This window comes from Faecalibacterium sp. OF03-6AC, assembly GCF_003478175.1.
Lineage (GTDB): Bacteria > Bacillota > Clostridia > Oscillospirales > Ruminococcaceae > Faecalibacterium > Faecalibacterium taiwanense.
Map to the genome: position 1 here is coordinate 85,375 of NZ_QUEN01000005.1, position 22,040 is coordinate 107,414.

The 22,040-nt window shown below is 49.1% G+C and carries 19 protein-coding genes; 3 read left to right on the forward strand and 16 right to left on the reverse strand.

What is annotated here, in order from left to right; all coding sequences use genetic code 11:
- Nucleotides 1-267: 267 nt before the first annotated feature.
- On the forward strand, nucleotides 268-2,223 hold the full coding sequence (locus DXA66_RS07390; protein ID WP_243089052.1) for a glycerophosphodiester phosphodiesterase family protein: 1,956 nt from the start codon (nucleotides 268-270) through the stop codon (nucleotides 2,221-2,223).
- Nucleotides 2,224-2,753: 530 nt separating this feature from the next.
- Here DXA66_RS07390 and DXA66_RS14110 read toward each other — a convergent pair.
- The 9 genes from DXA66_RS14110 to DXA66_RS07435 form a co-directional block, all read right to left on the reverse strand.
- A complete protein-coding gene (locus tag DXA66_RS14110) occupies nucleotides 2,754-4,070 on the reverse strand; it encodes a nucleotidyltransferase (RefSeq protein WP_147365161.1) in 1,317 nt (438 codons plus the stop codon).
- A 13-nt stretch (nucleotides 4,071-4,083) separates the two neighbouring features.
- Complete coding sequence (locus DXA66_RS07400; RefSeq protein ID WP_097777949.1) at nucleotides 4,084-4,821, reverse strand: DUF6602 domain-containing protein; 738 nt, start codon at nucleotides 4,819-4,821, stop codon at nucleotides 4,084-4,086.
- Between the two features lie 24 nt (nucleotides 4,822-4,845).
- Nucleotides 4,846-7,998, reverse strand: coding sequence for a type I restriction endonuclease subunit R (locus tag DXA66_RS07405; protein WP_118527909.1), 3,153 nt, complete (start codon nucleotides 7,996-7,998; stop codon nucleotides 4,846-4,848).
- A gap of 1 nt (nucleotide 7,999) precedes the next feature.
- Entirely contained in the window at nucleotides 8,000-8,791 is a 792-nt protein-coding gene (locus DXA66_RS07410; protein ID WP_118527911.1) for a hypothetical protein, read from the reverse strand.
- Nucleotides 8,792-9,346: a restriction endonuclease subunit S gene (locus DXA66_RS07415; RefSeq protein WP_243089059.1), complete on the reverse strand. Its 555-nt coding sequence runs from the start codon at nucleotides 9,344-9,346 to the stop codon at nucleotides 8,792-8,794.
- Nucleotides 9,347-9,411: 65 nt separating this feature from the next.
- The gene (locus DXA66_RS07420) at nucleotides 9,412-10,611 is read right to left on the reverse strand and encodes a restriction endonuclease subunit S (protein WP_118527915.1); all 1,200 of its coding nucleotides are present in this window, start codon (nucleotides 10,609-10,611) and stop codon (nucleotides 9,412-9,414) included.
- Nucleotides 10,612-10,616: 5 nt separating this feature from the next.
- Nucleotides 10,617-11,429, reverse strand: a complete 813-nt coding sequence (locus tag DXA66_RS14115; RefSeq protein ID WP_147365162.1) for a hypothetical protein — start codon at nucleotides 11,427-11,429, stop codon at nucleotides 10,617-10,619.
- Nucleotides 11,430-11,445: 16 nt separating this feature from the next.
- Nucleotides 11,446-12,486 (reverse strand): virulence RhuM family protein, encoded by a 1,041-nt coding sequence (locus DXA66_RS07430; RefSeq protein WP_118527919.1) that lies wholly within the window; start codon nucleotides 12,484-12,486, stop codon nucleotides 11,446-11,448.
- A 1-nt stretch (nucleotide 12,487) separates the two neighbouring features.
- A complete protein-coding gene (locus DXA66_RS07435; protein ID WP_118527921.1) occupies nucleotides 12,488-14,050 on the reverse strand; it encodes a type I restriction-modification system subunit M in 1,563 nt (520 codons plus the stop codon).
- 286 nt (nucleotides 14,051-14,336) lie between these two features.
- Here DXA66_RS07435 and DXA66_RS07440 point away from each other — a divergent pair, with 286 nt between their 5' ends.
- Nucleotides 14,337-14,879 (forward strand): hypothetical protein, encoded by a 543-nt coding sequence (locus tag DXA66_RS07440; RefSeq protein ID WP_118527923.1) that lies wholly within the window; start codon nucleotides 14,337-14,339, stop codon nucleotides 14,877-14,879.
- A gap of 57 nt (nucleotides 14,880-14,936) precedes the next feature.
- Here the strand turns inward: DXA66_RS07440 and DXA66_RS07445 are convergent, their stop codons facing one another.
- The 6 genes from DXA66_RS07445 to DXA66_RS07470 all read right to left on the reverse strand — a co-directional run bounded on the left by DXA66_RS07445 (nucleotide 14,937) and on the right by DXA66_RS07470 (nucleotide 19,491).
- Entirely contained in the window at nucleotides 14,937-16,205 is a 1,269-nt protein-coding gene (locus DXA66_RS07445; RefSeq protein WP_243089053.1) for a plasmid recombination protein, read from the reverse strand.
- Between the two features lie 253 nt (nucleotides 16,206-16,458).
- The gene (locus DXA66_RS07450; RefSeq protein ID WP_097778380.1) at nucleotides 16,459-16,692 is read right to left on the reverse strand and encodes a complexin-2; all 234 of its coding nucleotides are present in this window, start codon (nucleotides 16,690-16,692) and stop codon (nucleotides 16,459-16,461) included.
- An 85-nt stretch (nucleotides 16,693-16,777) separates the two neighbouring features.
- Nucleotides 16,778-17,902 (reverse strand): helicase RepA family protein, encoded by a 1,125-nt coding sequence (locus DXA66_RS07455; protein ID WP_118527927.1) that lies wholly within the window; start codon nucleotides 17,900-17,902, stop codon nucleotides 16,778-16,780.
- On the reverse strand, nucleotides 17,899-18,228 hold the full coding sequence (locus DXA66_RS07460; RefSeq protein WP_112147763.1) for a hypothetical protein: 330 nt from the start codon (nucleotides 18,226-18,228) through the stop codon (nucleotides 17,899-17,901). Before DXA66_RS07460 ends, DXA66_RS07455 begins: the two co-directional genes overlap by 4 nt.
- Nucleotides 18,225-19,301 carry a site-specific integrase gene (locus tag DXA66_RS07465; protein WP_118527929.1) on the reverse strand — a complete coding sequence of 359 codons (1,077 nt, stop codon included), beginning with the start codon at nucleotides 19,299-19,301 and terminating at the stop codon, nucleotides 18,225-18,227. The genes DXA66_RS07460 and DXA66_RS07465 overlap by 4 nt, the downstream gene beginning before the upstream one ends.
- Nucleotides 19,302-19,305: 4 nt before the next feature.
- On the reverse strand, nucleotides 19,306-19,491 hold the full coding sequence (locus DXA66_RS07470) for a DNA-binding protein (protein ID WP_118527931.1): 186 nt from the start codon (nucleotides 19,489-19,491) through the stop codon (nucleotides 19,306-19,308).
- Between the two features lie 333 nt (nucleotides 19,492-19,824).
- On the opposite strand from DXA66_RS07470, the gene DXA66_RS07475 reads away from it, so the two are divergent.
- Nucleotides 19,825-20,328, forward strand: coding sequence for a helix-turn-helix domain-containing protein (locus DXA66_RS07475; RefSeq protein ID WP_118527933.1), 504 nt, complete (start codon nucleotides 19,825-19,827; stop codon nucleotides 20,326-20,328).
- A gap of 157 nt (nucleotides 20,329-20,485) precedes the next feature.
- Here the strand turns inward: DXA66_RS07475 and guaA are convergent, their stop codons facing one another.
- Nucleotides 20,486-22,036 carry a glutamine-hydrolyzing GMP synthase gene (guaA, locus tag DXA66_RS07480; RefSeq protein ID WP_118527935.1) on the reverse strand — a complete coding sequence of 517 codons (1,551 nt, stop codon included), beginning with the start codon at nucleotides 22,034-22,036 and terminating at the stop codon, nucleotides 20,486-20,488.
- Nucleotides 22,037-22,040 lie beyond the last annotated feature (4 nt).

Here is a 22,040-nt window from a genome sequence, read left to right on the forward strand (position 1 = left end):
TCAACATCTGTCGCGCAAAGTTCTACAATTTTTTAACGATTCATCGTTTCTCCGCTTTCCCGCCTTTTTGCGGGCATTTTGCACCGCACACTCAGCTGCCAAAAATTCTCTTTCAATTTTGTGGATTCTGTCTTCCCCTGCTGCATTTTATTTTATAAGAAGTTATGTTACACTATATTTAATATGTAAATTTTTTTCGCAGAACAGCCCGCCGAGAAGCTTCGGGGCGGGTCATTTTGCAGAATATAAAAGGAAGGCCATGTCAAATTGAAAGATCTGCTCACTTCACTCCGCGCCTCCAACGAAACCTACAACTCCATGAAGCACTCCGCCCGGGCTATCATCCGCCGCGCCGAGATTCCCCTGCTCGCGGTCATCGTCCTGTATAAGGCTGCAACGAACCTGCTGTTCGTCCCCCTGATGCAGCAGCTCTGGTCGCTCACGCTGCGGTTCGCACCCATGCACTACCTGAGCAACAACAACGCTTCCGATATCTTTTCCTCCCCCGCGATCATCCTGTGCATCACGCTCATTGCCATCCTGACCGCGTTCTGGGCGCTGTATGAGTTTTCCGTCCTGCTGCATGGGCTGGATCTTGCCCGCAAGGGCGAAACGATCTGCCTACCTGCCCTGCTGCGCACCTCTCTTGCGGATATCCGCCACGCATTCCTGCCGCAGAACTGGCTCGTTCTGATCTACAGTGCCGTGCTGATCCCGTTCACCAATTTTTTCCTCGCCTATAACTATATCACGCAGCTTGCCGTGCCGGAATACATCATGGGTGTCATCCGGGCAAACAGCCGGTATTACCTGCTCTATCTGGCTGCCGGTGCCGCCCTGCTGTTCCTCTGTGTCAGCTGGGTGCTGGTGCTGCCGCTGTTCGTGCTGGAGCGCAAAAGCCTGTGGCAGTCGGTAAAGGAAAGCTTTTGCTGCATCCGCAGGCGCGTCTTCCGTGCTTTTCTTTTGCTGCTGCGCTGGAACCTCTCGGTCGTCCTGCGTTCCCTGCTGCTGACGGCAGCGGTTGCCGTGCCGCTGTACGGCATCATCATCGCGGTCGGGCTGCAGAGCACACAGGCCATGTTTGCACTGTCCCGCGCGGCGCTGGCCATTGAGATGCCTTTCTTCCAGTTCCTGATTGACTGCGCCATCACCATAGCGCAGTGCACGATCCTCGCCATGCTGCACTGCCGCCTGCGGGAGCCTCTCCCCTCTGAGCCGGAGCCGGTCCAGAGCGGAAAGCATCACCGTTCCACCGGCAGGCTGCTTCTGGGTGCATCGGTTGCGGGTGCTACTCTGCTCACCTTTGCGCTGGCATTCTGTTACCTTGCCCTGCCCAGAGACGACGAGCTGCTCTCCATGCTGGGCGGCGTTGCGCCGGTAGTCACCGCGCACCGCGGCTACTCCGCTGCCGCACCGGAAAACACCCTGCCTGCTTTCCAGCTGGCCATCGATCAGGGCTGCGAGTGGGCCGAGCTGGATGTGCAGATGACCAGGGACGGCGTGGTCATGGTGACCCACGATACCAGCCTGCGCCGCTGCACCGGCCGCAGCGAGAACATCTACGACCTGACCTATAACGAGGTTCGCAAGCTGGATGCCGGGCGCTGGTTCGGCCAGAAGTACACTGGTGTCAAAGTTCCCACACTGGAAGAAGTGCTGGACCTGTGCAAAGGTAAGATCCAGCTGAACATTGAGATCAAACCCAATGCCGCCACCCCGGAGCTGGAAGCGGAAACCATCCGCATCATCCGCGAAAAAGGCTTTGCGCAGGACTGCACCATCACCTCGCAGAGTTATGAAACCCTCTGCAAGGTCAAGGATCTGGCACCGGAGATCCGGACCGGCTATATCCTTGCACTGGGCGTGGGCAGTTATTACGATCTGCCTGCCGCAGATTTCTTCAGCGTACAGTCCACCTTTATCACCTCCGGTATGGTGCAGCAGATCCATAAGCGCAGCAAGACGATCTCCGCATGGACCGTCAACCGCGAAGAGGATGCCAGCGAACTGCTGAGCATCGGCGTGGACGACCTGATCACCGATAAGCCGGATATGATCCAGCAGCTGCTGAGCGAGGATGCCGACCTTGACAACAGCCTCGTCCTCCTGCGCGACTTCATCCGTGACCTGTTCGCTCCGTCCGATGTCGATGAACCCACTCCTGAGGAAGAGACCATCGAAGAAGCCATCGAGGACCCGGACGAATTGCTGGATGCGTCGTGATCGCGGCAAAGATCAAGTATCCTGTTAAACTACCTGTACACACATAGACGCAGGTCTTGGGGATCATCAGCATACCGATCATGGGGACGGTATCTGGAATGGAAGCTCAACTGGCCCCAGACCGCCGATGGCTGCGGACGCTACGAGCCGAAGAAAAAGTGGCGCAAAGAATAAAAGACACAAAAATGCCCTCTGAAAAACTTACCGTTTCTCAGAGGGCATTCTCATGTCTCTCTTTGTGAATAATCGCCCGATCGTATCAAAGCAGTATCAGAAAGCCTTTCAGCTCTCAAAATATCGCATTGTATCAATACTTTTCAGGGTTTGCAGATCACTCGAGCTCGGTAAGTCCAGACTGTCACTAAACAAATTTGTTTAGTTATCCTGTTCTTGGATGTTCACTTTTCCATGAGATTGCCGTGGTAGATGCGGCTTGCTGATTTTTTAGTATCAGGATAGTATCACTCAACCAGCGGAGTCTCTGTGAGTATTATAACGAACTCTCCCTCATAAAGCAAGTCTGTTCTCTACTACCGAATGTTAACAATAAATTCCTTACTTTTCGCTACACAAATTCCATTTTTTATAATAAAGCATTGCACTGAATGTGTTCCTTTATACAAAGTGCTTTCCCTCTTCCCATCAAATCCCTCATTGGATGGTTCAAAATTTCCTCGTAAGCAATTTGCCATTGTAGCTTCTTGCCCAGTATTCACAACTTGCCATATAACGCTATATGGTCGCCTTACTCCAGTTAATGCCCGAAAATGCAATGTGCATCTTTTTTCAAGTGGGATATCGTTGCTTATATACTCAACATCGCTTCCATCTGCTGCAGTCACTCTTAATGTTATAAAAGCAGCTCCACCACGCTGCATAGGCCATCTTGGCTTTTCCTTATAAGGTGCGAATATACAACTGTATACATTACTAACGCTTGAGCATGCAATAGCCTTGCAGCCTTCTTTGGGGAATTCATCTCCTAATATTTTTCTCCATGTATCATTTTCTGTTCCTTCATCGTTTAACATTGAAACATGCTCACTAAGTTTATCTATAAAATTAGAAAAATCCGTTGTACTATACCCAGCAAGCAGATCATTGCCCTCAATTTTTTCTGATGGGTCACTTATAGTTGGATTCACTCCGGCATCTGCATAATCTTCTTTATATGTAGCTACTATATTTTGCATTGTTGCAATAAGAAAATCTTCTGTTCCAAGAGATGAATCTCCCAAATTATCTGCTATGATTTTTTCTAGTGTAATTCCTTTGGGATATTTAATATCCTCTGGACAATTTGTCTGACGCCACCACTTAAATATTTTTACAAGTGGTTTATATTTTTTATTATGTTCTTTGTTGACTGTAGTAGACCACACTTTATGACCTTTAGGATCAGTTTTTGTCCATTCTCCTGTATTAGAATCCCCAATATAATACACTTCCTCATCATCTTGATCAGAGATAACTGGAACAACATCTATTGACAGTCCGCCCATCTCAATTCCAACAGAATGCGATTGAATTGTTGCTGAATTATAATTCGCATTTTGAATCAAGACATCTTTTAACTCACTTATTACTTTCTTGGAATCATCTGTCATCTCATAAGACGTCACAACTATAATGTCCACATCTCTCTTTTTCCCTTTAGATGTGGGTCTAATAGATGTATGTTTTGCGTATGAACCGGACAAAAATGTATCTACATGTATTTTTTTATAAGTATCATGATTCTTCAGATAATCCCTCAATGTACTTTGCAAACTGCTAATATATGCCACTGTTGTACTACTCGGTTCGATTTCCGACAAGAAATTATTGAAATCCCGCTGTTTCGCCATAGTCTTTCCTTTCTTATGGATGTTGATGAACTTCTATCTTTTGCGCATACGCATTATAATCAATTGCTGGTACGGTTCCTATTTCCTGCAATTTTCCCAAAACTTTCAAAAGAAAATATACAAGTGATTTTGACTTGTCGCAGTAACTTATTGTCTTATCCCCTCGATCACATACAAAAGTTCCTGCTGCCACACAGCATATCATATCAAGCCTTTTCAACTCGTTTTCAGATAGGTTGTTTGCAATGTTATCTATAGTACTCGATTCTGCCCAGTCAGATGTTGTTGTTAATAGTCCTGCAACAATTTTGTGTAGTGGTTTAGGGTCATATTTTCCTCCTGCGTGCTTTATTGCCACTGATGTCCGTTTTAATTTTCTTACACTTTCTGTCTTATGTTGGGCATATTCCATATAGCCTTTGTTTAGGCTTTGCTTTACTTCAAAAACTGCATATACGCTTTCCGCTGGAATCAAAAATGTTTCATTGTGTTTAAGCACCAGATATGAGTACTGTCTATCGTAAATGATTACATCTATTTGTTCGCTTTCGTTCCCATCTGCATCAATTACAACTCCTTTGGCAACAGCATATCTATTCGGAAGATATGCCATTAGCCACTCTCTCCAATTATCTTCTGTGTCGTCCCCTTTCATTCCAGGATGCATCAATACTGATGCGCCAGTCTTTAGCCCTGCTTCCATTTCTTGTTGCATTCCATCATACAGTTTTCCAAGATCAACACTCGGCATTTTCGCATTCCTCCACTCTTAATTTCAAAGCATCTTGGTTCCAATCCCAAAGAACTTATCAAAGAAGCCTTTCAACTTATCGATCACGCCCTGTTTTTTCTGCGCACGGCCACCGCCGCCGAAGCGGGAAACAGGAGGCATCAGTTTGTCAATATCAGTGCCCACAGTTTTGATCTCACCATCACGGAACGCATTGGCCAGATATTTGCGTGTCTCCGGCTCCTTCAGCTTTTCCTCTTGGATGATCTTTGCAAGCTCTTTCTCTCGCTGTTCGGACACATAGCTGTTCCACTCTGCCATCACGTCATCCACATCGTTGACCCCTGCAATAAAGGTTTCGATCAGCTGCTTTTTGCTGCGCAGTTCCGGGCTGGCGTCAATCGCCTTGCGAATCGTGATGAGCACTTCTTTATCATCGCAATGAGTGTCATGGTACTTTTTGACCAGCATCAGGATGTAGTCAATGTTAATTTCCACCTGCCGAATCAGCTCCACCTCAAACACCACATCATCGGTGATGTCCTCTTTGGTTTCATCGTGCTTTTTGTTGCGCCATTCATCCCGCAAATCCTGATAGCGGCCAAGATAATCCTGCAAATCACGCTCCGAGATCAGCTCGTTGCCCTTGAAATCATCAAAGGAAGACAGCAAGTTCCGCATCCGCAGCAGTGCGCCAAACAGCACGATAAAATCTTTCTGGTTCTGCTCTCCAACGATCCGCGGCTCTGCCAGCGGGAATTTTTGCGTCAGGTCATCAATCATGTCTGCGTAGCCCTGATGATATTTTCCCTGCTCATCCGTATAACCGTGGTAATAGTCCGCGTATTTGCGCAGCAGAACGATGCCGCCCGCATTTTTATCTCCAAACAGCGAAATTGCCGCATCCACTCGCTTTTGCAGGTTGCGGAAGCAGACGATATTGCCAAAGGTCTTGATGCTGTTCAGGATACGGTTTGTCCGGCTGAACGCCTGAATCAGACCGTGCATCTTCAGGTTCTTGTCCACCCACAGGGTGTTCAGGGTCGTGGCATCAAAGCCTGTCAGGAACATATTGACCACGATCAGCAGGTCAAGCTCCTTGTTCTTCATGCGGAGCGATACATCTTTGTAGTAATTCTGGAACCGTTCGCCATCGGTAGAATAGTTCGTATGGAACATCTCGTTGTAGTCCTGAATGACGGCATCCAGAAAATCCCGGCTGCTCTGGTCGAGGTTGGAGGTATCTTCCGGGTTTTCCTCGTCCAGAATGCCATCCGTTTCCACTTCGTTGGCTCCATAGCTGTAAATGGTGGCAATGCGCAGCCGCTTGGTTGGGTCTGCCGCCATCTGCTTCTTGAATTCCTGATAATACAGCTTCGCCATCGGCACAGAAGCCACGCAGAAAATCGAATTAAAGCCGCTGACACGCTGCTTCTGCTTGATTTCCTCCACTGCACCACGCTGGGCAGAGGCAACCTCCGCCACATTCGTCAGCAGATTGAACTCATACGATTTGTCTCCCCGATAGGTTTTCTGGTCGAAGTGGTCGAGGATGTACTTTGTCACCAGAGAAATACGCTTGGGTGCCATGAACGCCTTTTCCCGGTCAATGTCCCAAACCTGCTTGTCGTCCATGTCTGGCTCTGCATCCATCGTCTTGATGTAATCCACACGGAATGGCAGCACATTTTTGTCGTTGATAGCATCCACAATGGTGTAAGTGTGTAGCGGCAGAACTTTCTCACCTTTTTCATTTGGCTCACCGCCAAATAGCTGCGGCGTTGTTCTCATGCCGGATTTTCCGCTCGTACCTGCATTTGCTGCATAAATCGGTGTTCCGGTAAAACCGAACAGGTAGTACTTTTTGAAGTTGTGAACGATAGCACCGTGCATATCACCGAACTGGCTGCGGTGGCACTCGTCAAAGATGATCACAACGTGCTTCTGGTAGACCTCATGCCCCGGATTTTTCTTGATAAAGGTCGCCAGCTTCTGGATGGTGGTAATGATGATATGTGCTTCCGGGTTTTCCAACTGACGTTTCAGTATCGTGGTGCTGGTGTTGGAGTTTGCTGCACCCTTCTCGAAGCGGTCATACTCCTTCATGGTCTGGTAGTCCAAGTCCTTGCGGTCTACCACGAACAGCACCTTGTCGATATAGGGCAGCTGTGATGCCAGCCGTGCCGTTTTGAACGAAGTCAGCGTTTTGCCGGAGCCTGTGGTGTGCCAGATGTAGCCGCCGCCTTCGATGCTGCCATACTTTTTGTAGTTGTTGGCGATCTCAATGCGGTTCAGAATCCGCTCCGTTGCCGTGATTTGGTAGGGACGCATCACCATCAGCATCTTTTCCGAGGTGAAGATACAATACCGGGTCAGAATATTCAGGATCGTGTGCTTAGCGAAGAATGTCCGGGTAAAGTCGATCAAATCGGTCAGCACCCGGTTGTTTGCATCCGCCCAGTAAGAGGTAAATTCAAAGCTGTTGCTGGTCTTTTCCTTTTTCGTTCTTCCGTTCTTGGAGTCCTTGATGGCATTGTAGCGGGTACTGTTGGAGTAGTACTTGGTATTTGTGCCGTTGGAGATCACGAAAATCTGCACATATTCGTACAAGCCGCAGCCTGCCCAGAACGAATCCCGCTGATAGCGGTTGATCTGGTTGAACGCCTCCCGGATGGCCACCCCGCGCCGCTTCAGTTCCACATGAACCAGCGGAAAGCCGTTGACCAGAATCGTCACATCGTAGCGGTTATCATGCCGCGCACCGTCTGCCTGCTTCACTTCATACTGGTTGATGACCTGCAGACGGTTGTTGTGGATGTTCTTTTTGTCGATCAGTGTGATATTTTTGGAACTGCCATCATCCCGATGCAGCACCTGCACGTTATCTTCCTGAATCTTCCGGGTCTTTTCGGGAATATGTTCGTTGGGGTTGGCAATTACATCACTGAAAAACTGCCGCCACTCTGTGTCCGAAAACTGGTAGTGGTTCAGCTCTTCCAACTGGCTGCGGAGGTTGGCAATCAGTTCATCCTCGGTATGCAGCGACAGATAGGTATAGCCCTCCTCACACAACAGCCGGATAAACTCTTTTTCCAGTTCCGCCTCGCTCTGGTAGCTGTCCGAGCGCACCTTGGAGGGCTCATAGGCGGCAACAACAGTATCTTCATTGGTGGCCGCAACGATATTGAAAAAGGACATTTCAAATTCCTCCTGCCAATGGTTTTCCTGAATATCGTTCTAAATTGCAAAATAATGTGCTTCTCTGAGTCGGTATTATATCAACATACTCAAGTTTTTCGCCCGTCCAGCGCGTAATCATAAAATTTTTTGCCTGATATATAAACGCAATATAGGTATCGTATTCCGCGCAATTCTCCGTTCGATATTGAAAGAGTTTCTTAAAATCCGAATAAATACTATTTAGTGCTAGATTTTTTCCAGATTCAAAGTCATCATTTAAGTCGAAATTGATATTATACGGAAAGAACATCATCAAATTTTTCTTCGTTTCAAATTTCTTTATAATCTGCACGACCTCTTTTTCCAATTCTTTGGCATACTTTTCCTTTTTGCGAATTTCAACTATCTCATTAAAGTTCAAGCTTCTAAACATCGCATATGGAATAATGCAAGTGATCTCTTTATAGTTCTCATCGTTTTTTGATACCAGCGGCGGACCATAAAGCACCACCCCTGGTGCAACCAGTGTAATTGATTGCGAAAAAATTCTTGCCGCCTGTAGTCTTGATTGAGATGTAAAGAGTTTAAAATCAAATGAATACCCATCCGAAATACAGTCCCATTCTCCATTTGACTCCGAAACAGGTTTGCTATACGGTTTTCCATTCGACTTTTGCAAGAAGTAGTCTGAATGATTTACAAAATCTCGCAGATAATCTTCATACGAGTATGGCTCCATCGTTCCATCAATAAAATTGTCAATGACCATACATGGTCGAAGAATTTCTGCCCTCATTTCAGTATACTTCAATCAGTTCAACTCCTTAAAGCTTAATAGTTTATCCCTATAAAACTCATACTGCTTTTGTCTTGCTTCAATCTCCGCAGGCAGGCCGCTGGTCAAATCATTGCAGATTGTATCAAAACGGTCAAGAATTTCCACAATATATTTTTGCCGCTCCTGACTCGGAAGCGGAATTTCAATTCGGTTCAAATTCTTCTGGTTCAATTTAGGCTGTGCTCCACCTGAAATATAAGAAGATAAGTCGATCGAATTTAAATAAAATTCAATAAATCTTCTAGTTTCATAACAATCAAACTTCAGAACATGCGCATGATTATTGACCCAGTTCTTTCCAGAAATTGAAAACGCAATTGGCGTACTCCTTGCCAGAAGATTTGCCCCGTCCTCCGACACAAGCAGGTAATCACCGTCAAAAATATAATCCTTTACATAGTCCACGATACCAGAAGCCCCATAATACGGGTATTCTCCCGCTTCACGTTTTCCGCTTGTGACAGGCTTACGCATACTGTCGCAGTTTTCGGCAATATCTTCAAGCGTAACAACCACATAGCCAAACACATACTGCAAGAGCTTAATCAGTGCTCTGCTCTGCTCTGCTCTGCTCTGCTCTGCTCTGCTCTGCTCTAAATTGTGTTGCCGATTTCTGCAAATGTCAAGAGTTTATCGCGGTAATACTCGTACTGCTTCTGCCGGGCTTCAATTTCAGCAGGCAGACCAATATTTAGGTCGGAGCAAATCTTCTCAAAGTTGTCCAGCACATTTACAATGCGGTTCTGGACATCGAGAGGTAGAACAGGCACAGGAAAAGCATTCAGCATAGGTCTACGAATAGATGCAACAGAGCCTTGAAACATCGTTTTCTGAATGTATGGCAAAAATTTTGCTTTCATGTAATGGAAATAATATTTAGGCACAACTTCCGATGTGTTGATGTGAATACGGTATGCCCGTTGGTGTAGGGCATACTTTCCTTCGATATAATGATATACCTTTCCTACACCTACACCATCACCCGCCGTTATAATTGCCGCTTCGTCATACTCAAAATCGTTTTTTCGCAACGGTTCCTGAGAACGAACAAAAAACGGATATTTGCCATCTTCCACCGCCTCGTTCGTATTGCTATTACCTGTACTAATGTCCGCGATTTCGCAGAGCATCCTCCATCGAAAATCAATTGTCCCCCCCCTGAGGACATCAAATGTTAAAAGTTTATCCCGATAAAATTCATACTGCTTTTGCCGGGCTACAAGTTCTTTTTCAAGACTTGCTTTGATTTTAGCTGTAACCTCTGTATAATTGTCTAGAACCCCAACAATTTCACGCTGAATCTCCATGGGCAACCGTGGAAATTGAAATTTAGAAAATTTCTTCATATCGACCGATGCAAAATTCCCCTGATTCAAGCATTCTTTGCAGTATTCGTCCAGCTTAAAGCAATAGTAATACAAAAATTTTGGATCATACTCATTTCGATATTGATTTTTTATCATCAAATATGTAAATCTCTGGTTTGCAATAGACGGCACTGTGATCAATGCATGCTCACCAATTGTTGCTGACGTAGCAACAATAATAGAGTTTGCCGGGAAAGGGTCACCCTTTATCGCATTTATAGAAACGTACTGCATAGCATGGTCGAGAATACCGCCATTCTCCCGAATGTCTTCCATACGAAACCATGGTACTGTTCCATTTTCCCAAAAGTTCTTTTCTTTTTTTGATGGCGTATACCCATTACGTGTATTGAATATCTCCGACAATGGCTTGTACTCTACACCATCCGGGCAAAGTTTTTGAATCAAATCGTCCAGCTTACTCATTTGTTTTATTCTCCATCCAGTTCATCATTCCATCCAAGTTCACGAATCTTTTGCAATATTTCTTCGCTATTTTTTATTAGTGTCTCGTTATTTTTTACATTATCCAATATTCCAATAACTAATCTCTTCAAGGCACTATACTTTTTCAAGCTTGTTTCTTCGTCTGAATTTCCATGAACGACTTCACTCAGTTCGCTAAACAGCCTATATCCCTTTTCTGAGAATTCTTTTGGAATGATATGACACTTTTTATCAACTTCCTCCAGCGACTGTTTGAATGGGCGCCTTTTTCCTTTTTGCCCTATCAAGTTTATATTTTCATTTTGCGCCACTTGATATGTAATGCCTTCCATGATTTCTCTTAAGTAGACAATTGCTCCTGCTCCAAGCCCATCACTAAAGGCCCTATCCGCCTTATCCAAATACTCCGTATATTTTCCGTATGCACCATGTGAAATTGAAACATTCTCTGGAAGTTTTTCTGTCCTTTTCAAGATTCTTACCCAAACCGTAGTATCTGTAACTTCATTTCTACTTTCCACCAAATACCAAATAGGAACAGTTGTTGCACATCGGGGGCATTTCAACACACAATCGATACTTACCAAATAATTTGTGACACCGATACATGCTATTTTAGCTCTATCTCCCATTGAAAAGGTTAAATCGCTTCCACAGTTTTTACAGTAAAAGGCCCTGCAAACAACGCCTACGTCTAATCTTTGCTGTCCACCACACGGGAGTTTCTTTTTCAGAAATCCATCGACTTGTTGGAATTCCAAGCTAGGTTCCTTTGATAATACATCTGACAGGCGCATTTTTTATTCCTCTATGTCAAGTTTCACTATTTTCCACCAAATATCTGTCAAAATCGCTCTGGTACAGCCGATCCTGTACCACACGATACTTTTCAAACTCCGTTTCGGCGTGCATTTTTGCCAGCTGCGCCGAGATTTTGCCTGCATCCTTCAGCACTTCCAGATCATCCGCCTGCAAATAGATGTCCAGCCGCTTGGCCCAGTCCTCCATGGTCATAGGGATATGACGGCGGGCACGGTTCTCGGCAAGGTCGAGGTATGCCGAAACGATCAGTTCCATGGATTTCATTTCATCTTCGGTCAGGTAGTTTTTCGCCACGGAAACATCGCTCTTTTTGATTTTGCCGTTGGGAGCATCCTTCCATGTGTGAAGCCCCATGTGCGGCTTTTCGGCATCCGCCCGCTCATAGATCAGCTCTGCCGCCGTATGGCGATGCACGGCATAGTGCATCTTGTTCTGCACCTTTGCAAAGAACTCTTTTGTGGTCAGCGCGTTGCGGTCATAATCCAGCGAAGTAGCGTAAATGTCGGTGAGTTTCTGGTAGAAGTTGCGCTCCGAAATGCGAATCTCCCGGATGCGCTCCAACTGCTCTTCAAAGTATTTCTTGGTCAGGACTGTGCCGCCGTTTTTCAGGCGTTCCTCGTCCATTGCCCATCCCTTGATGGTGTACTGCTCCACGATCTGATTTGCCCAGACACGGAACCGCACCGCCCGCTGGTTGTTCACCTTGAAGCCGACCGCAATAATCATTTGCAGATTATAGTGGTTCACGCTGCGAGTAACCTGTCGGCCACCCTCATTTTGAACTATTCGGAATTTCCGAATAGTTGCCGCTTCGTCCTGCTCATGGTCAGCATAAATCTTTTTGATATGCTCATTGATGGTCGGAAGCCCCACATCGTAAAGGGTCGCCATCATCTTTTGCGTCAGCCAGATGTTTTCATCCTCGTAGCGCATCTCAATGCTGTCCTTATCCTCGCCCGTAGAGGCAACAAAGGTCAGGTATTCCGCCGCAGAAGAACGTACCAATGCAGAATCTTTCTTTTCGCTTTCCATCTCAGCCCTCGATTTCTGCCACGATCTGGTCAATGGCGGCCCGCAGTTCGTTTTCTCGTGCTACGATTTGCGCAATTTCAGCGTTCAGCTTCACAATGTCAATCTTCTCGCGGGTATCCTTGGCTTCCACATAAGTGGAAACCGACAGGTTATAGTCATTTTCCTGCACCTCGGAATACTCCGCCAGATGGGAGAAGTGTGCTTCTTCTGCCCGCTGTGCAAAGGTGTCCACTATTTTGTTAATGTTTTCCGGGGTGAGTTTGTTGTTGTTCGTCACCTTGACGCACTCGGAAGAAGCATCAATGAACAGCACCTTATTGTCCGTTTTGCCCTTTTTCAACACCATGATGCAGGTGGCAATACTAGTCCCAAAGAACAGGTTGCTCGGCAACTGGATGATGCAGTCAATGAAGTTGTTGTCCACCAGATATTTGCGGATCTTCTGTTCTGCACCGCCACGGTACATAATGCCGGGGAAACAGACGATTGCTGCCGTGCCGTTGGAAGCCAGCCATGCCAGCGAGTGCATAATAAAGGCCAAGTCTGCCTTGCTCTTCGGAGCCAGCACACCAGCCGGAGCAAAACGCGGGTCATTGATGAGCAGCGGATTCTCGTCACCGGCCCACTTGATGGAGTACGGCGGATTCGATACGATCAGCTCAAAAGGTTCATCATCCCAGTGCTGCGGATTTGTCAGCGTGTCCTCACAGGCAATGTCGAATTTGTCAAATTCGATGTCGTGCAGGAACATATTGATACGGCATAGGTTATACGTTGTGATGTTGATTTCTTGTCCAAAGAAGCCATTGCGCACAGCATCCCGTCCCAGCACCTTTTCTGCCTTCAGTAGCAGCGAACCGGAACCGCAGGCAGGATCATAGACCTTGTTGATTTCCTTCTTGCCTACCGTACCCAGCCGGGTCAGCAGCTCCGAAACATCGGCAGGCGTAAAGAACTCGCCGCCGGACTTGCCTGCATTGCTGGCGTACATGGTCATCAGGTATTCGTAGGCATCGCCAAAGGCATCAATGTCATGCTCTTTCACATCGCCAAGGTTCATATCTGCCACGCCGTTCAGCAGTTTCACAAGCTTCTCATTGCGCTTGGCAACGGTCGCCCCCAACTTGTTGCTGTTCACATCGTAATCATCGAACAACCCTGCAAACTGCCCCTCGGAGGAGCTGCCCTTTGCGGATTCCTCAATGTGCCGGAAGACTGTTTCCAGCGTTTCGTTGAGGTTTTCGTCGCTGGCCGCTTTTGCCCGTACATTGCAGAACAACTCACTGGGCAGGATGAAGAACCCTTTTTCCTGTACCAGCCCTTCCCGTGCCTGCTCTGCCTCTGCATCAGGCATATCCTCATAGCGGAAGTCCGGGTTGCCTGCATCAATTTCGCCCTGATTGATATAGCTGGCAATGTTCTCCGAAATATAACGGTAGAACATCGTACCGAGAACGTAGCTCTTGAAATCCCATCCGTCCACTGCGCCGCGCAGATCATCCGCAATCGCCCAGATTGCACGGTGCAGTTCTTCGCGTTCCTGCTCTTTTTTGGTGTCTACCATTTTTATTTCCTCCATCAAATGCGGATTCCCGCATTGTTTTCTTTCATTTTAACATAGTAAATGTACCACTATTGGTACATCATTGTGCTTTTTTCTAAAAAGGATATACTTTTCCTTTATACTATCCTAGTAAAGCGTACCACAGCTTTTCCGTGATTGCAAGCCGATAAAAATTTCTATTGCATTTTTCAGCGAGATAGTGTACACTTTTTTCAATCTTGTCCACTGTCTGTATCTCGGACGGAGTTTCGTATCGTCAAACACCTGTGAACTGAGAGGAAAGCCAATGAAAGCGAAAAAGACCAAACTGCCCGAAAATCTGTATCATTACACCAGCCTCATCAAGTATCGGATGATTTTGGCCACCGGGAAATTAGTGCTGACTCCGTCCAACCTAAAGTACGATCGTGCAACCTTCCATCAGGAGCCACTGTACTTCAATGGGCATAAAATTGGCATCAAGGCCGTTGACAAATATGAAAACTATCATCCTGTCGTCTGGCTGACCGCCAATGACCATGCTGGCGCAAAAAACACCGGTCTGTCCAACGACAAAATCATGTGTCGCATTACCATCAAGACCAATGGTAAAATCTGGCGGTATCTTCCTTGGCGCACTTTCTGCGACAAGTACAACGCTGACCGCAGCGTTGCCTCAACCCTCAAACAAACCGCTAATGACTACCTGAACTGGTATGTCTGTGAATCTGAGATTCCAGTCGCGGACTTTGCAAAGGTCGAGTTTCTGGCTGAAGATGGCATCTACAAAGACGAGAAAGACATTCCCGGCTTTGCTCTGACGGATATTGCCCCGGAGCTTTTTGAGTAAAATATCACTTATATGTACAGACCCCCGCCAACATCCGCTGGCGGGGGTCTGCTATGCTTACAGCTCTATGCTGTTCTGCCTGTTCTTCTTCTGGCTCCTATCTGTGGTCTGCTCCTGCTCCCTCATAAACCCAATGACCTGCTGCATCTTTTCGGCACCGAAATAGTTCCATACTCGCCTGAAATCACGTTTCATCGCATAGAGCTGCGAATTCTCAGCTTTTACCTGTTCCAGCTGCTGGCTCAAATGGCGGGTAGCTTTCTTCTCGTCCTGATAGAAATACTGGTACTTATCCCTCTCGTTCTTAACCTCCCAGTACTTCCGATGGAGGGCAAAGAGTACCTTCACCAACTTCTGGATCAGCGGCATGGCCTTCTTCTCCCGATAGCTCTTGGCGGTCTCAAACGTGGCTGCTTCTGGCACCCATTCTTCTGGCCGCTGGGAGTACTGCGCTGACAGGTTTTCCAAACCTTCCATGATGGGAGCCAGCTTGTTCAGCTTCTGGCTCTGCTTCTGGTAGGTCAGCTCTGCTTTCTGTACCCGCTGTTCAGCGGCTTCTACAGCTGTCTGCGCTGTTTCCAGTTGCTCCTGCATCTCGGTCAGGTCGGTCTGGCACTCCTGCTTGGCAACTTCCAGAGCCGCTACCTCTTTACTACGCTCCTGCTTTTTGAAGTCCAGCACAGACAGGTGCTCTTCGTGGGTGCCTTTCTGTTCCCACTCGATGCCGTGCCGCTCCATCACGGCAGCAAGCTGCTCTTTCTCGGCGTTGATCCACTGGTTCAGCTCAGATTCCCGCTTGGAGCCGCCTGCAAAGCCCAAGGCCTTCAGAGCCTGCTTCAGGGAAACCTTGGTGTCCAGTCCTTTGCCCTTCCAGCCGGACACATACGGCACGAAGTCGATGTGCAGATGGGGCGTAGCTTCGTCCATGTGGAGGAAAGCCCCGAACACCCGCAGTGTCGGGTTCCGCTCTTGGAAGCCCTGCATATACTCGTCCAGCAGTTCCTTTGCCAGTGCGCCATTCTCGGTCAGGACACCCATATCATCTTTGTTGCCGATCTGGACGATCAGCTCATGGAAAGGCTTTTCCTGCTTGCCTGTCCGCAGGTGCTCATAGTAGTCGGTGATACAGCGGTCCTTGCGCTTCTGCTTGGCATTGTAACGCTTCACTGCCTCGTCAAACAGTTCGTGGTACACCTTCTGAATCGGCTGATCACGGTACACGACATTCAGACTGCTGCGCTTCGGGTCTACGTTTTCAGCGGTGAAACTTCTCCGGTTATGGTTGAGGGAGCCGGGACCCCGCATTGCGGAAATGGTTCTTTTCAATCGCACGTCCTTTCTCTGTGGAAGTAACTGGTGCCGGACACGGCAAAGGCTTTGTTACTTTCGTCGAAAGTAACGCAAAAGCACTTTTGACAGACGTTCCGTCCATCAAAAGATGCCTTTGCGCCCTGCCGGGGGCTTCCGTCTGCGGACGGGGTTTCGCTGCACCTCGCCGCTGCCCGGTCCAACACCACCTTCCTGCGTGATTGCATTCACAGGAGCGTGACACGCTCCTGTCCTCTGCCAATAGAGGAACTCACCAGCGGAAGCTTTCTGGCACGCCTCGTCTGTCCAGATACTCCTGCCGAGCCTGCTCCCGCTGTTCCTCGGTGGGTGCTGTCTTGTACTGGGCATACAGCTCATGCCGCAGCATCGCATCCAATTTTTGCTCCAGACCCTGCTCAATAACCTCTTCGTACTCATTTTCGCCGCTCAAATGATAATGCAGCAAGGCGACGAAAAGTTCCTGCGAAATTTGCACGTTTTTCATCATTATCACCATCCCGTGTCGGTTGTGTCGATTGTGACGGTATTTTACATAGTAGCAAAAATACCGTCACAACCGTCACGAATCGTCACGCCCCAGAATTTTCCAGCGTTAATTTGACCACCCTGCCCTCATGGGTGCGCTTGCTTTCGTACCGAATCCCATAGTCGTTGTAGAGCCTGTCGGCACTCACGTTCAGCTTCCGGGTCAGGATGTTTGCCTGTATGCTCACACCAGACAGACGTTCCAGCAGCTCCGTGGGCGTACCACTCCACTCCGGCTGTTCCGGGGTGAGCACCTTTGCCACCGCTTCCAGAAGCGGGTCGGGCGGTAGCTTCCAGAGTTCCGTTTCGGCTCCTTGGAACTCCCACACGCAGCGTTCCCGGTTGAACTCCAACGTCAGCTCCTGATCCGGCTGATCACGCCCCACGATGTCCAGCAGAGCGGTATTGTCGGTGCGCCGCTTCTTCTGCATGATGAATGCGCCATCCGCTGCACCCAGCAGGCCATTGGTGCCAGAGATCATATCGAAGCTATCCTCGGCTTCCATCTTCCGGGTGTGATGAACCACCAGCAGGCAGATGCCGTACCTGTCGCTGAAAGTTTTCAGTTTGGTCACGATCTCGTAGTCGCTGGCGTAGCTGTATCGGTCACCGCCGATCTCCCGCACCTTCTGCAGGGTGTCGATGATGATGAGCCGTACATCCGGGTGCTCCCGGATGAAGCCTTCCAACTGCTGGTCAAGTCCCTCGCTCACGGACTTAGCTTGCGTTGCGAAGTAGAGATTGCTGGTCTCCTCTACCCCGAACATCCGGGAGAGCCGCCGCTGCAGCCGGGCGTAATCGTCTTCCAATGCAAGGTAGAGGACGGTGCCCTGATGCACCTCGTACTCCCACAGCGGAAGCCCCATCGCCACATGGTAGGCAAGCTGCCCCATGAAGAAGGACTTACCCACCTTGGGCGCACCTACAAAGAGGTAGGTGCCGCTGTACAGCAAGTCGTTCACGATGGGTTTCCGAGGTTGATACACCGTATCGTACAGCTCGGTCATTGATATCGTGTTCAGCCCGAAATTGTTTGACTTTTTCGCGGCTTGCAGATTGATTTGCTTGTCCGAATTTGTTATAATATTGGTGGTAATTTTATCAGACGACTGTACCGCATCTGCGCCAACAGATGCACCCAGTACGGTCGTTTTTCTATTGTCCGTCATTCGCATTCCTCCTTAAGTCCGTTCAACGTCAGGGCTACCATTTGCAGGGTCTCCAGCAAGTCCGGCGGAACCTCTTCATCCACGGCCAGCCGCTGCAATTCCTGATAGATCAGCCTCATCTGGTCTCGCAGGGCTTTGTAGACCCTTGGGTTGCCTACCACGGTGATCTCCCGGTCAGTCAAGCGGCGGATGATATACTCCTGTTTGGTCAGCCCGGAGAGCTTTACTTTGGCTTCCAGAACCTCGTCCTCTTCCGGGGACATTCGGAAGGCTACCACCTTGTTCCGCCAGCGGCCTTGCTGGTCGAGCACTCGTTCCATTTTCATCCCTCCTTTCGCTCCATGTTCAGCTTCTGCGCCATCTCCTGCTGCTTTGAGGGGAAGAGATGGGCGTACTTATAGGTGATGTCCACGCTCTCATGCCCCACCCGGTCTGCGATTGCCAGCGCCGAGAAGCCCATCTCGATCAGCAGCGATACATGGGAGTGCCGCAGGTCATGGATTCGGATGCGCCTCACCCCGGCTTCCTTGGCTCCCCTGTCCATCTCGTGGTGCAGGTAGCTCTTGGTCACCTCAAAGATCCGCTGGTCTGGCTGGACTTTGTAGAGGGATTTCAGGTAATCCCTGATCTCGTCCGTCAGAAACTGTGGCATCTGGATGACCCGGACGCTCTTGGGCGTTTTCGGGTCAGTGATCACATCCCGGCCTTTCAGCCTTTGATAGGATTTGGTGATGGAGAGCAGCCCCTTGTCCAAGTCGAAGTCTGCCGGAGTCAGAGCCAGCAGCTCGCCCTCCCGGATGCCACACCAGTAGAGGACCTCAAAAGCGTAATAGGATTGCGGCTTGTCCATCATGACTTCTGCGAATTTGAGGTACTCTTCCTTTGTCCAGAAAAGCATTTCCTTGTGCTTTTCTGACCCCATGCACCCGGCTGTGGCTGCTGCGTTTGATTTTAGCCCATAGAACCGGACTGCATGGTTCAGAATGGCACTGAGTTGTCCATGCAGCGTCTTGAGGTAGGTCGGCGAATAGGCCTTGCCGTTCTTGTCCCGATAGTTCAGCATCTCATTCTGCCATGCGATCACATCCCGTGGCTTTATCTCACTAATCCGTTTTTCCTTGAAATAAGGTAAGATTTTCGTTCGGATGATATGCTCCTTGGTAGACCATGTGTTTTCCCGGAGCCGCTTTTTCTTATCCGTGATATAAATCTCCACGAAGGCTTCAAAGGTCATGGTCAGGTCTGCCGCCTGCTGAAGAAGGAACTCCCGCTCCCACGCCAGAGCGTCCTTCTTGGTGGCAAACCCCCGTTTCAGCTTCTTCTGCTTCACACCTTGCCAGTTCTCGAAGTAGAAGGAAGCGTACCATGTGCCCTGTTTGCTGTCCTTGTAGGCTGGCATCCTATCACTCCTTTCCTGCCCCGTAGATTTTCTCCTGATAGTACCTCCTGCTCACCCGGCCTCCTACAGTCGTGTAGCCCTTGGCCTTCAGTTCCTCGTTCCACTGAGCGATCATCTTGTAAGCCAGACCCTGCGAGATGTCCAGTTCCTTTGCCAGCTCGTCTGCTTTGATAAAAATGCTGTTTGCCATTTTTTGTCCTTTCCTTGTCGGTTTTGTTTCGGTGCCGCTTCATCCTCGCTGACTTCCGGCAGGCATATCCCCTTTGCGGTGCTGTGTCGTCCCCTTACGGAGCGCTCGCTTCCTTTCGGAAGGTCTTGGCGGTTTGGGTCAGTTTGGCGGTCATTCAATTTTACTAAGCATTTTTGCTTATCTTTTTGTGCTCTCATTATACTAAGCACATTCCGTTAAGTCAAGAGGCTTTCGGGTAAAATCTTAAACTTTTTTGTTTATTTTCTATTGCACCTCCTGTTTTTCTGTGCTATACTGGGTTCAACAAATATGTTTAAGTCAGGAGGCAATCGCATGGCAGTCGGTGACCGCATCAAACGTGCCCGCAACCTCCGAGGTATGACCCAGAAAGAACTGGGCATTGCCATCGGGTTTGAGGAGAAAAGTGCAGACATCCGCATCGCACAATACGAAAGCAACACCCGTACGCCCAAGGAAGAGTTGCTCCGCAAGATTGCGGAGGTACTGGACGTGAACTACCGTTCCCTCTATGAGCCGACCTTGTACGCCGCAGAAGATGTGATGTATACCCTGTTCGAGCTGGACGAGCACTATCCCGGCACCCGGCTCTACGAGGTCACAGACACCACCGCCCCAGATTTCCCGGAAAAGCACATGGCAGTCAGCTTCCGGTATCGCCTGCTGGATGAGTTCTTAAAGGAGTGGCAGCTCCGTAAGAAGCAGCTCCGGGAGGGCGAGATCACCAAGGAAGAGTATCTGGAATGGAAGCTCAACTGGCCTCAGACTGCCGACGGCTGCGGCCGGTACGAGCCGAAGAAAAAGTGGCGTAAAGAATAAAAGACACAAAAATGCCCTCTGAAAAACTTACCGTTTCTCAGAGGGCATTCTCATGTCTCTCTTTATGAATAATCGCCCGATAGTATCAAAGCAGTATCACAGAGTCTTTTGGCTCTCAAAATATTGCATTGCATCAATACTTTTCAGGGTTTGCAGATTACTCGAGCTCAATGGTTGCCGGCGGCTTACCGGTGCAATCATAGAACACGCGGTTCACATGCTTGACCTCATTGACGATGCGGCTGGTGACAGTGCCCAGAACATCCCAAGGCATATTATAGCTCTCTGCAGTCATGAAGTCGGTGGTGGTCACAGCACGCAGGGCCACAGCGTAATCATAGGTGCGCTCGTCGCCCATGACGCCCACACTGTGCATGTTGGTCAAGGCTGCATAGTACTGGCTGATCTCCTTATCCAGACCCGCCTTTGCGATCTCCTCACGCCAGATCGCGTCGGCATCCTGCACGATTGCCACCTTCTCAGGGGTCACTTCGCCGATGATGCGGATGCCAAGACCCGGGCCCGGGAACGGCTGACGGCTGACCAGATATTCGGGCAGACCCAGCTCACGGCCAGCCTGACGCACTTCGTCCTTAAACAGGTTGCGCAGCGGCTCCACCAACTCCTTGAAGTCCACGGTGTCGGGCAGACCGCCGACGTTGTGGTGGCTCTTGATAACAGTGGACTCACCGCCCAGACCGCTCTCAACAACATCCGGGTAAATGGTACCCTGTGCCAGAAAATCCACCTTGCCGATCTTCTTTGCCTGCTCTTCAAATACGCGGATGAACTCTTCACCAATGATCTTACGCTTGCGTTCCGGCTCAGTGACGCCAGCCAGCTTTGCAAAGTAGCGGTCGCGGGCATCCACACAGATAAAGTTGATATCAAAGCCATTGGCATTGCCCGGACCAAAGACTGCACAGACCTCTTCCTTCTCGTTCTTACGCAGCAGACCGTGATCCACGAACACGCAGGTCAGCTGCTTGCCGATGGCCTTAGCCAGCATAGCTGCCAGAACGGAGGAATCCACGCCGCCGGACAAGGCGCACAGCACCTTGCCATCGCCGATGCGCTCACGCAGGGCCTTGACATTGTTCTCCACAAAGGAGTCCATCTTCCAGTCGCCGGTGCAGCCGCAGACGTTGTACACGAAGTTGCGCAGCATCTTCTTGCCTTCCGCAGTGTGCAGCACTTCCGGATGGAACTGGACCGCGTACAGGCCCTTCTCGGCGTTCTCTGCCGCAGCTACCGGGCAGTTGACCGTGTGAGCAGTGATCTTAAAGCCGGGCGCTGCCTGCTCAATATAGTCGTTGTGGCTCATCCAGCAAATGGTAGAGGGCTGCACATCGGTGAACATCTTGCTGTTCGTGTCCACGAACACCTCAGTCTTGCCGTACTCGCGCTCCGGTGCGCGGCAGACATGGCCGCCCAGAAGATGCATCATCAGCTGGCTGCCATAGCAGATGCCCAGCACAGGCACACCCCAGGTAAAGATCTCCGGGTCGATCGTGGGAGAATCCTCCAGATAAACACTGTTGGGGCCACCGGTAAAGATGATACCCTTGGGGTTCTTTGCCTTGATAACCGACAGATCGGTTTTATAGGAATAGATTTCACAGTAGACATTGTTCTCGCGGACGCGGCGCGCGATCAGCTGATTGTACTGGCCGCCAAAGTCCAGCACGATGACAGTTTCATGCTGCATGAAG

What these genes read in the sequence shown, in the direction of transcription:
- DXA66_RS14110 (WP_147365161.1), bottom strand. Translation starts at nt 4,070, where the DNA reads ATGGCGAAACAGCGGGATTTCAATAATTTCTTGTCGGAAATCGAACCG.
- DXA66_RS07400 (WP_097777949.1), bottom strand. Translation starts at nt 4,821, where the DNA reads ATGCCGAGTGTTGATCTTGGAAAACTGTATGATGGAATGCAACAAGAA.
- DXA66_RS07405 (WP_118527909.1), bottom strand. Translation starts at nt 7,998, where the DNA reads ATGTCCTTTTTCAATATCGTTGCGGCCACCAATGAAGATACTGTTGTT.
- DXA66_RS07420 (WP_118527915.1), bottom strand. Translation starts at nt 10,611, where the DNA reads ATGAGTAAGCTGGACGATTTGATTCAAAAACTTTGCCCGGATGGTGTA.
- DXA66_RS14115 (WP_147365162.1), bottom strand. Translation starts at nt 11,429, where the DNA reads ATGCGCCTGTCAGATGTATTATCAAAGGAACCTAGCTTGGAATTCCAA.
- DXA66_RS07430 (WP_118527919.1), bottom strand. Translation starts at nt 12,486, where the DNA reads ATGGAAAGCGAAAAGAAAGATTCTGCATTGGTACGTTCTTCTGCGGCG.
- DXA66_RS07435 (WP_118527921.1), bottom strand. Translation starts at nt 14,050, where the DNA reads ATGGTAGACACCAAAAAAGAGCAGGAACGCGAAGAACTGCACCGTGCA.
- DXA66_RS07440 (WP_118527923.1), top strand. Translation starts at nt 14,337, where the DNA reads ATGAAAGCGAAAAAGACCAAACTGCCCGAAAATCTGTATCATTACACC.
- DXA66_RS07450 (WP_097778380.1), bottom strand. Translation starts at nt 16,692, where the DNA reads ATGAAAAACGTGCAAATTTCGCAGGAACTTTTCGTCGCCTTGCTGCAT.
- DXA66_RS07455 (WP_118527927.1), bottom strand. Translation starts at nt 17,902, where the DNA reads ATGACGGACAATAGAAAAACGACCGTACTGGGTGCATCTGTTGGCGCA.
- DXA66_RS07460 (WP_112147763.1), bottom strand. Translation starts at nt 18,228, where the DNA reads ATGAAAATGGAACGAGTGCTCGACCAGCAAGGCCGCTGGCGGAACAAG.
- DXA66_RS07465 (WP_118527929.1), bottom strand. Translation starts at nt 19,301, where the DNA reads ATGCCAGCCTACAAGGACAGCAAACAGGGCACATGGTACGCTTCCTTC.
- DXA66_RS07470 (WP_118527931.1), bottom strand. Translation starts at nt 19,491, where the DNA reads ATGGCAAACAGCATTTTTATCAAAGCAGACGAGCTGGCAAAGGAACTG.
- DXA66_RS07475 (WP_118527933.1), top strand. Translation starts at nt 19,825, where the DNA reads ATGGCAGTCGGTGACCGCATCAAACGTGCCCGCAACCTCCGAGGTATG.
- guaA (WP_118527935.1), bottom strand. Translation starts at nt 22,036, where the DNA reads ATGCAGCATGAAACTGTCATCGTGCTGGACTTTGGCGGCCAGTACAAT.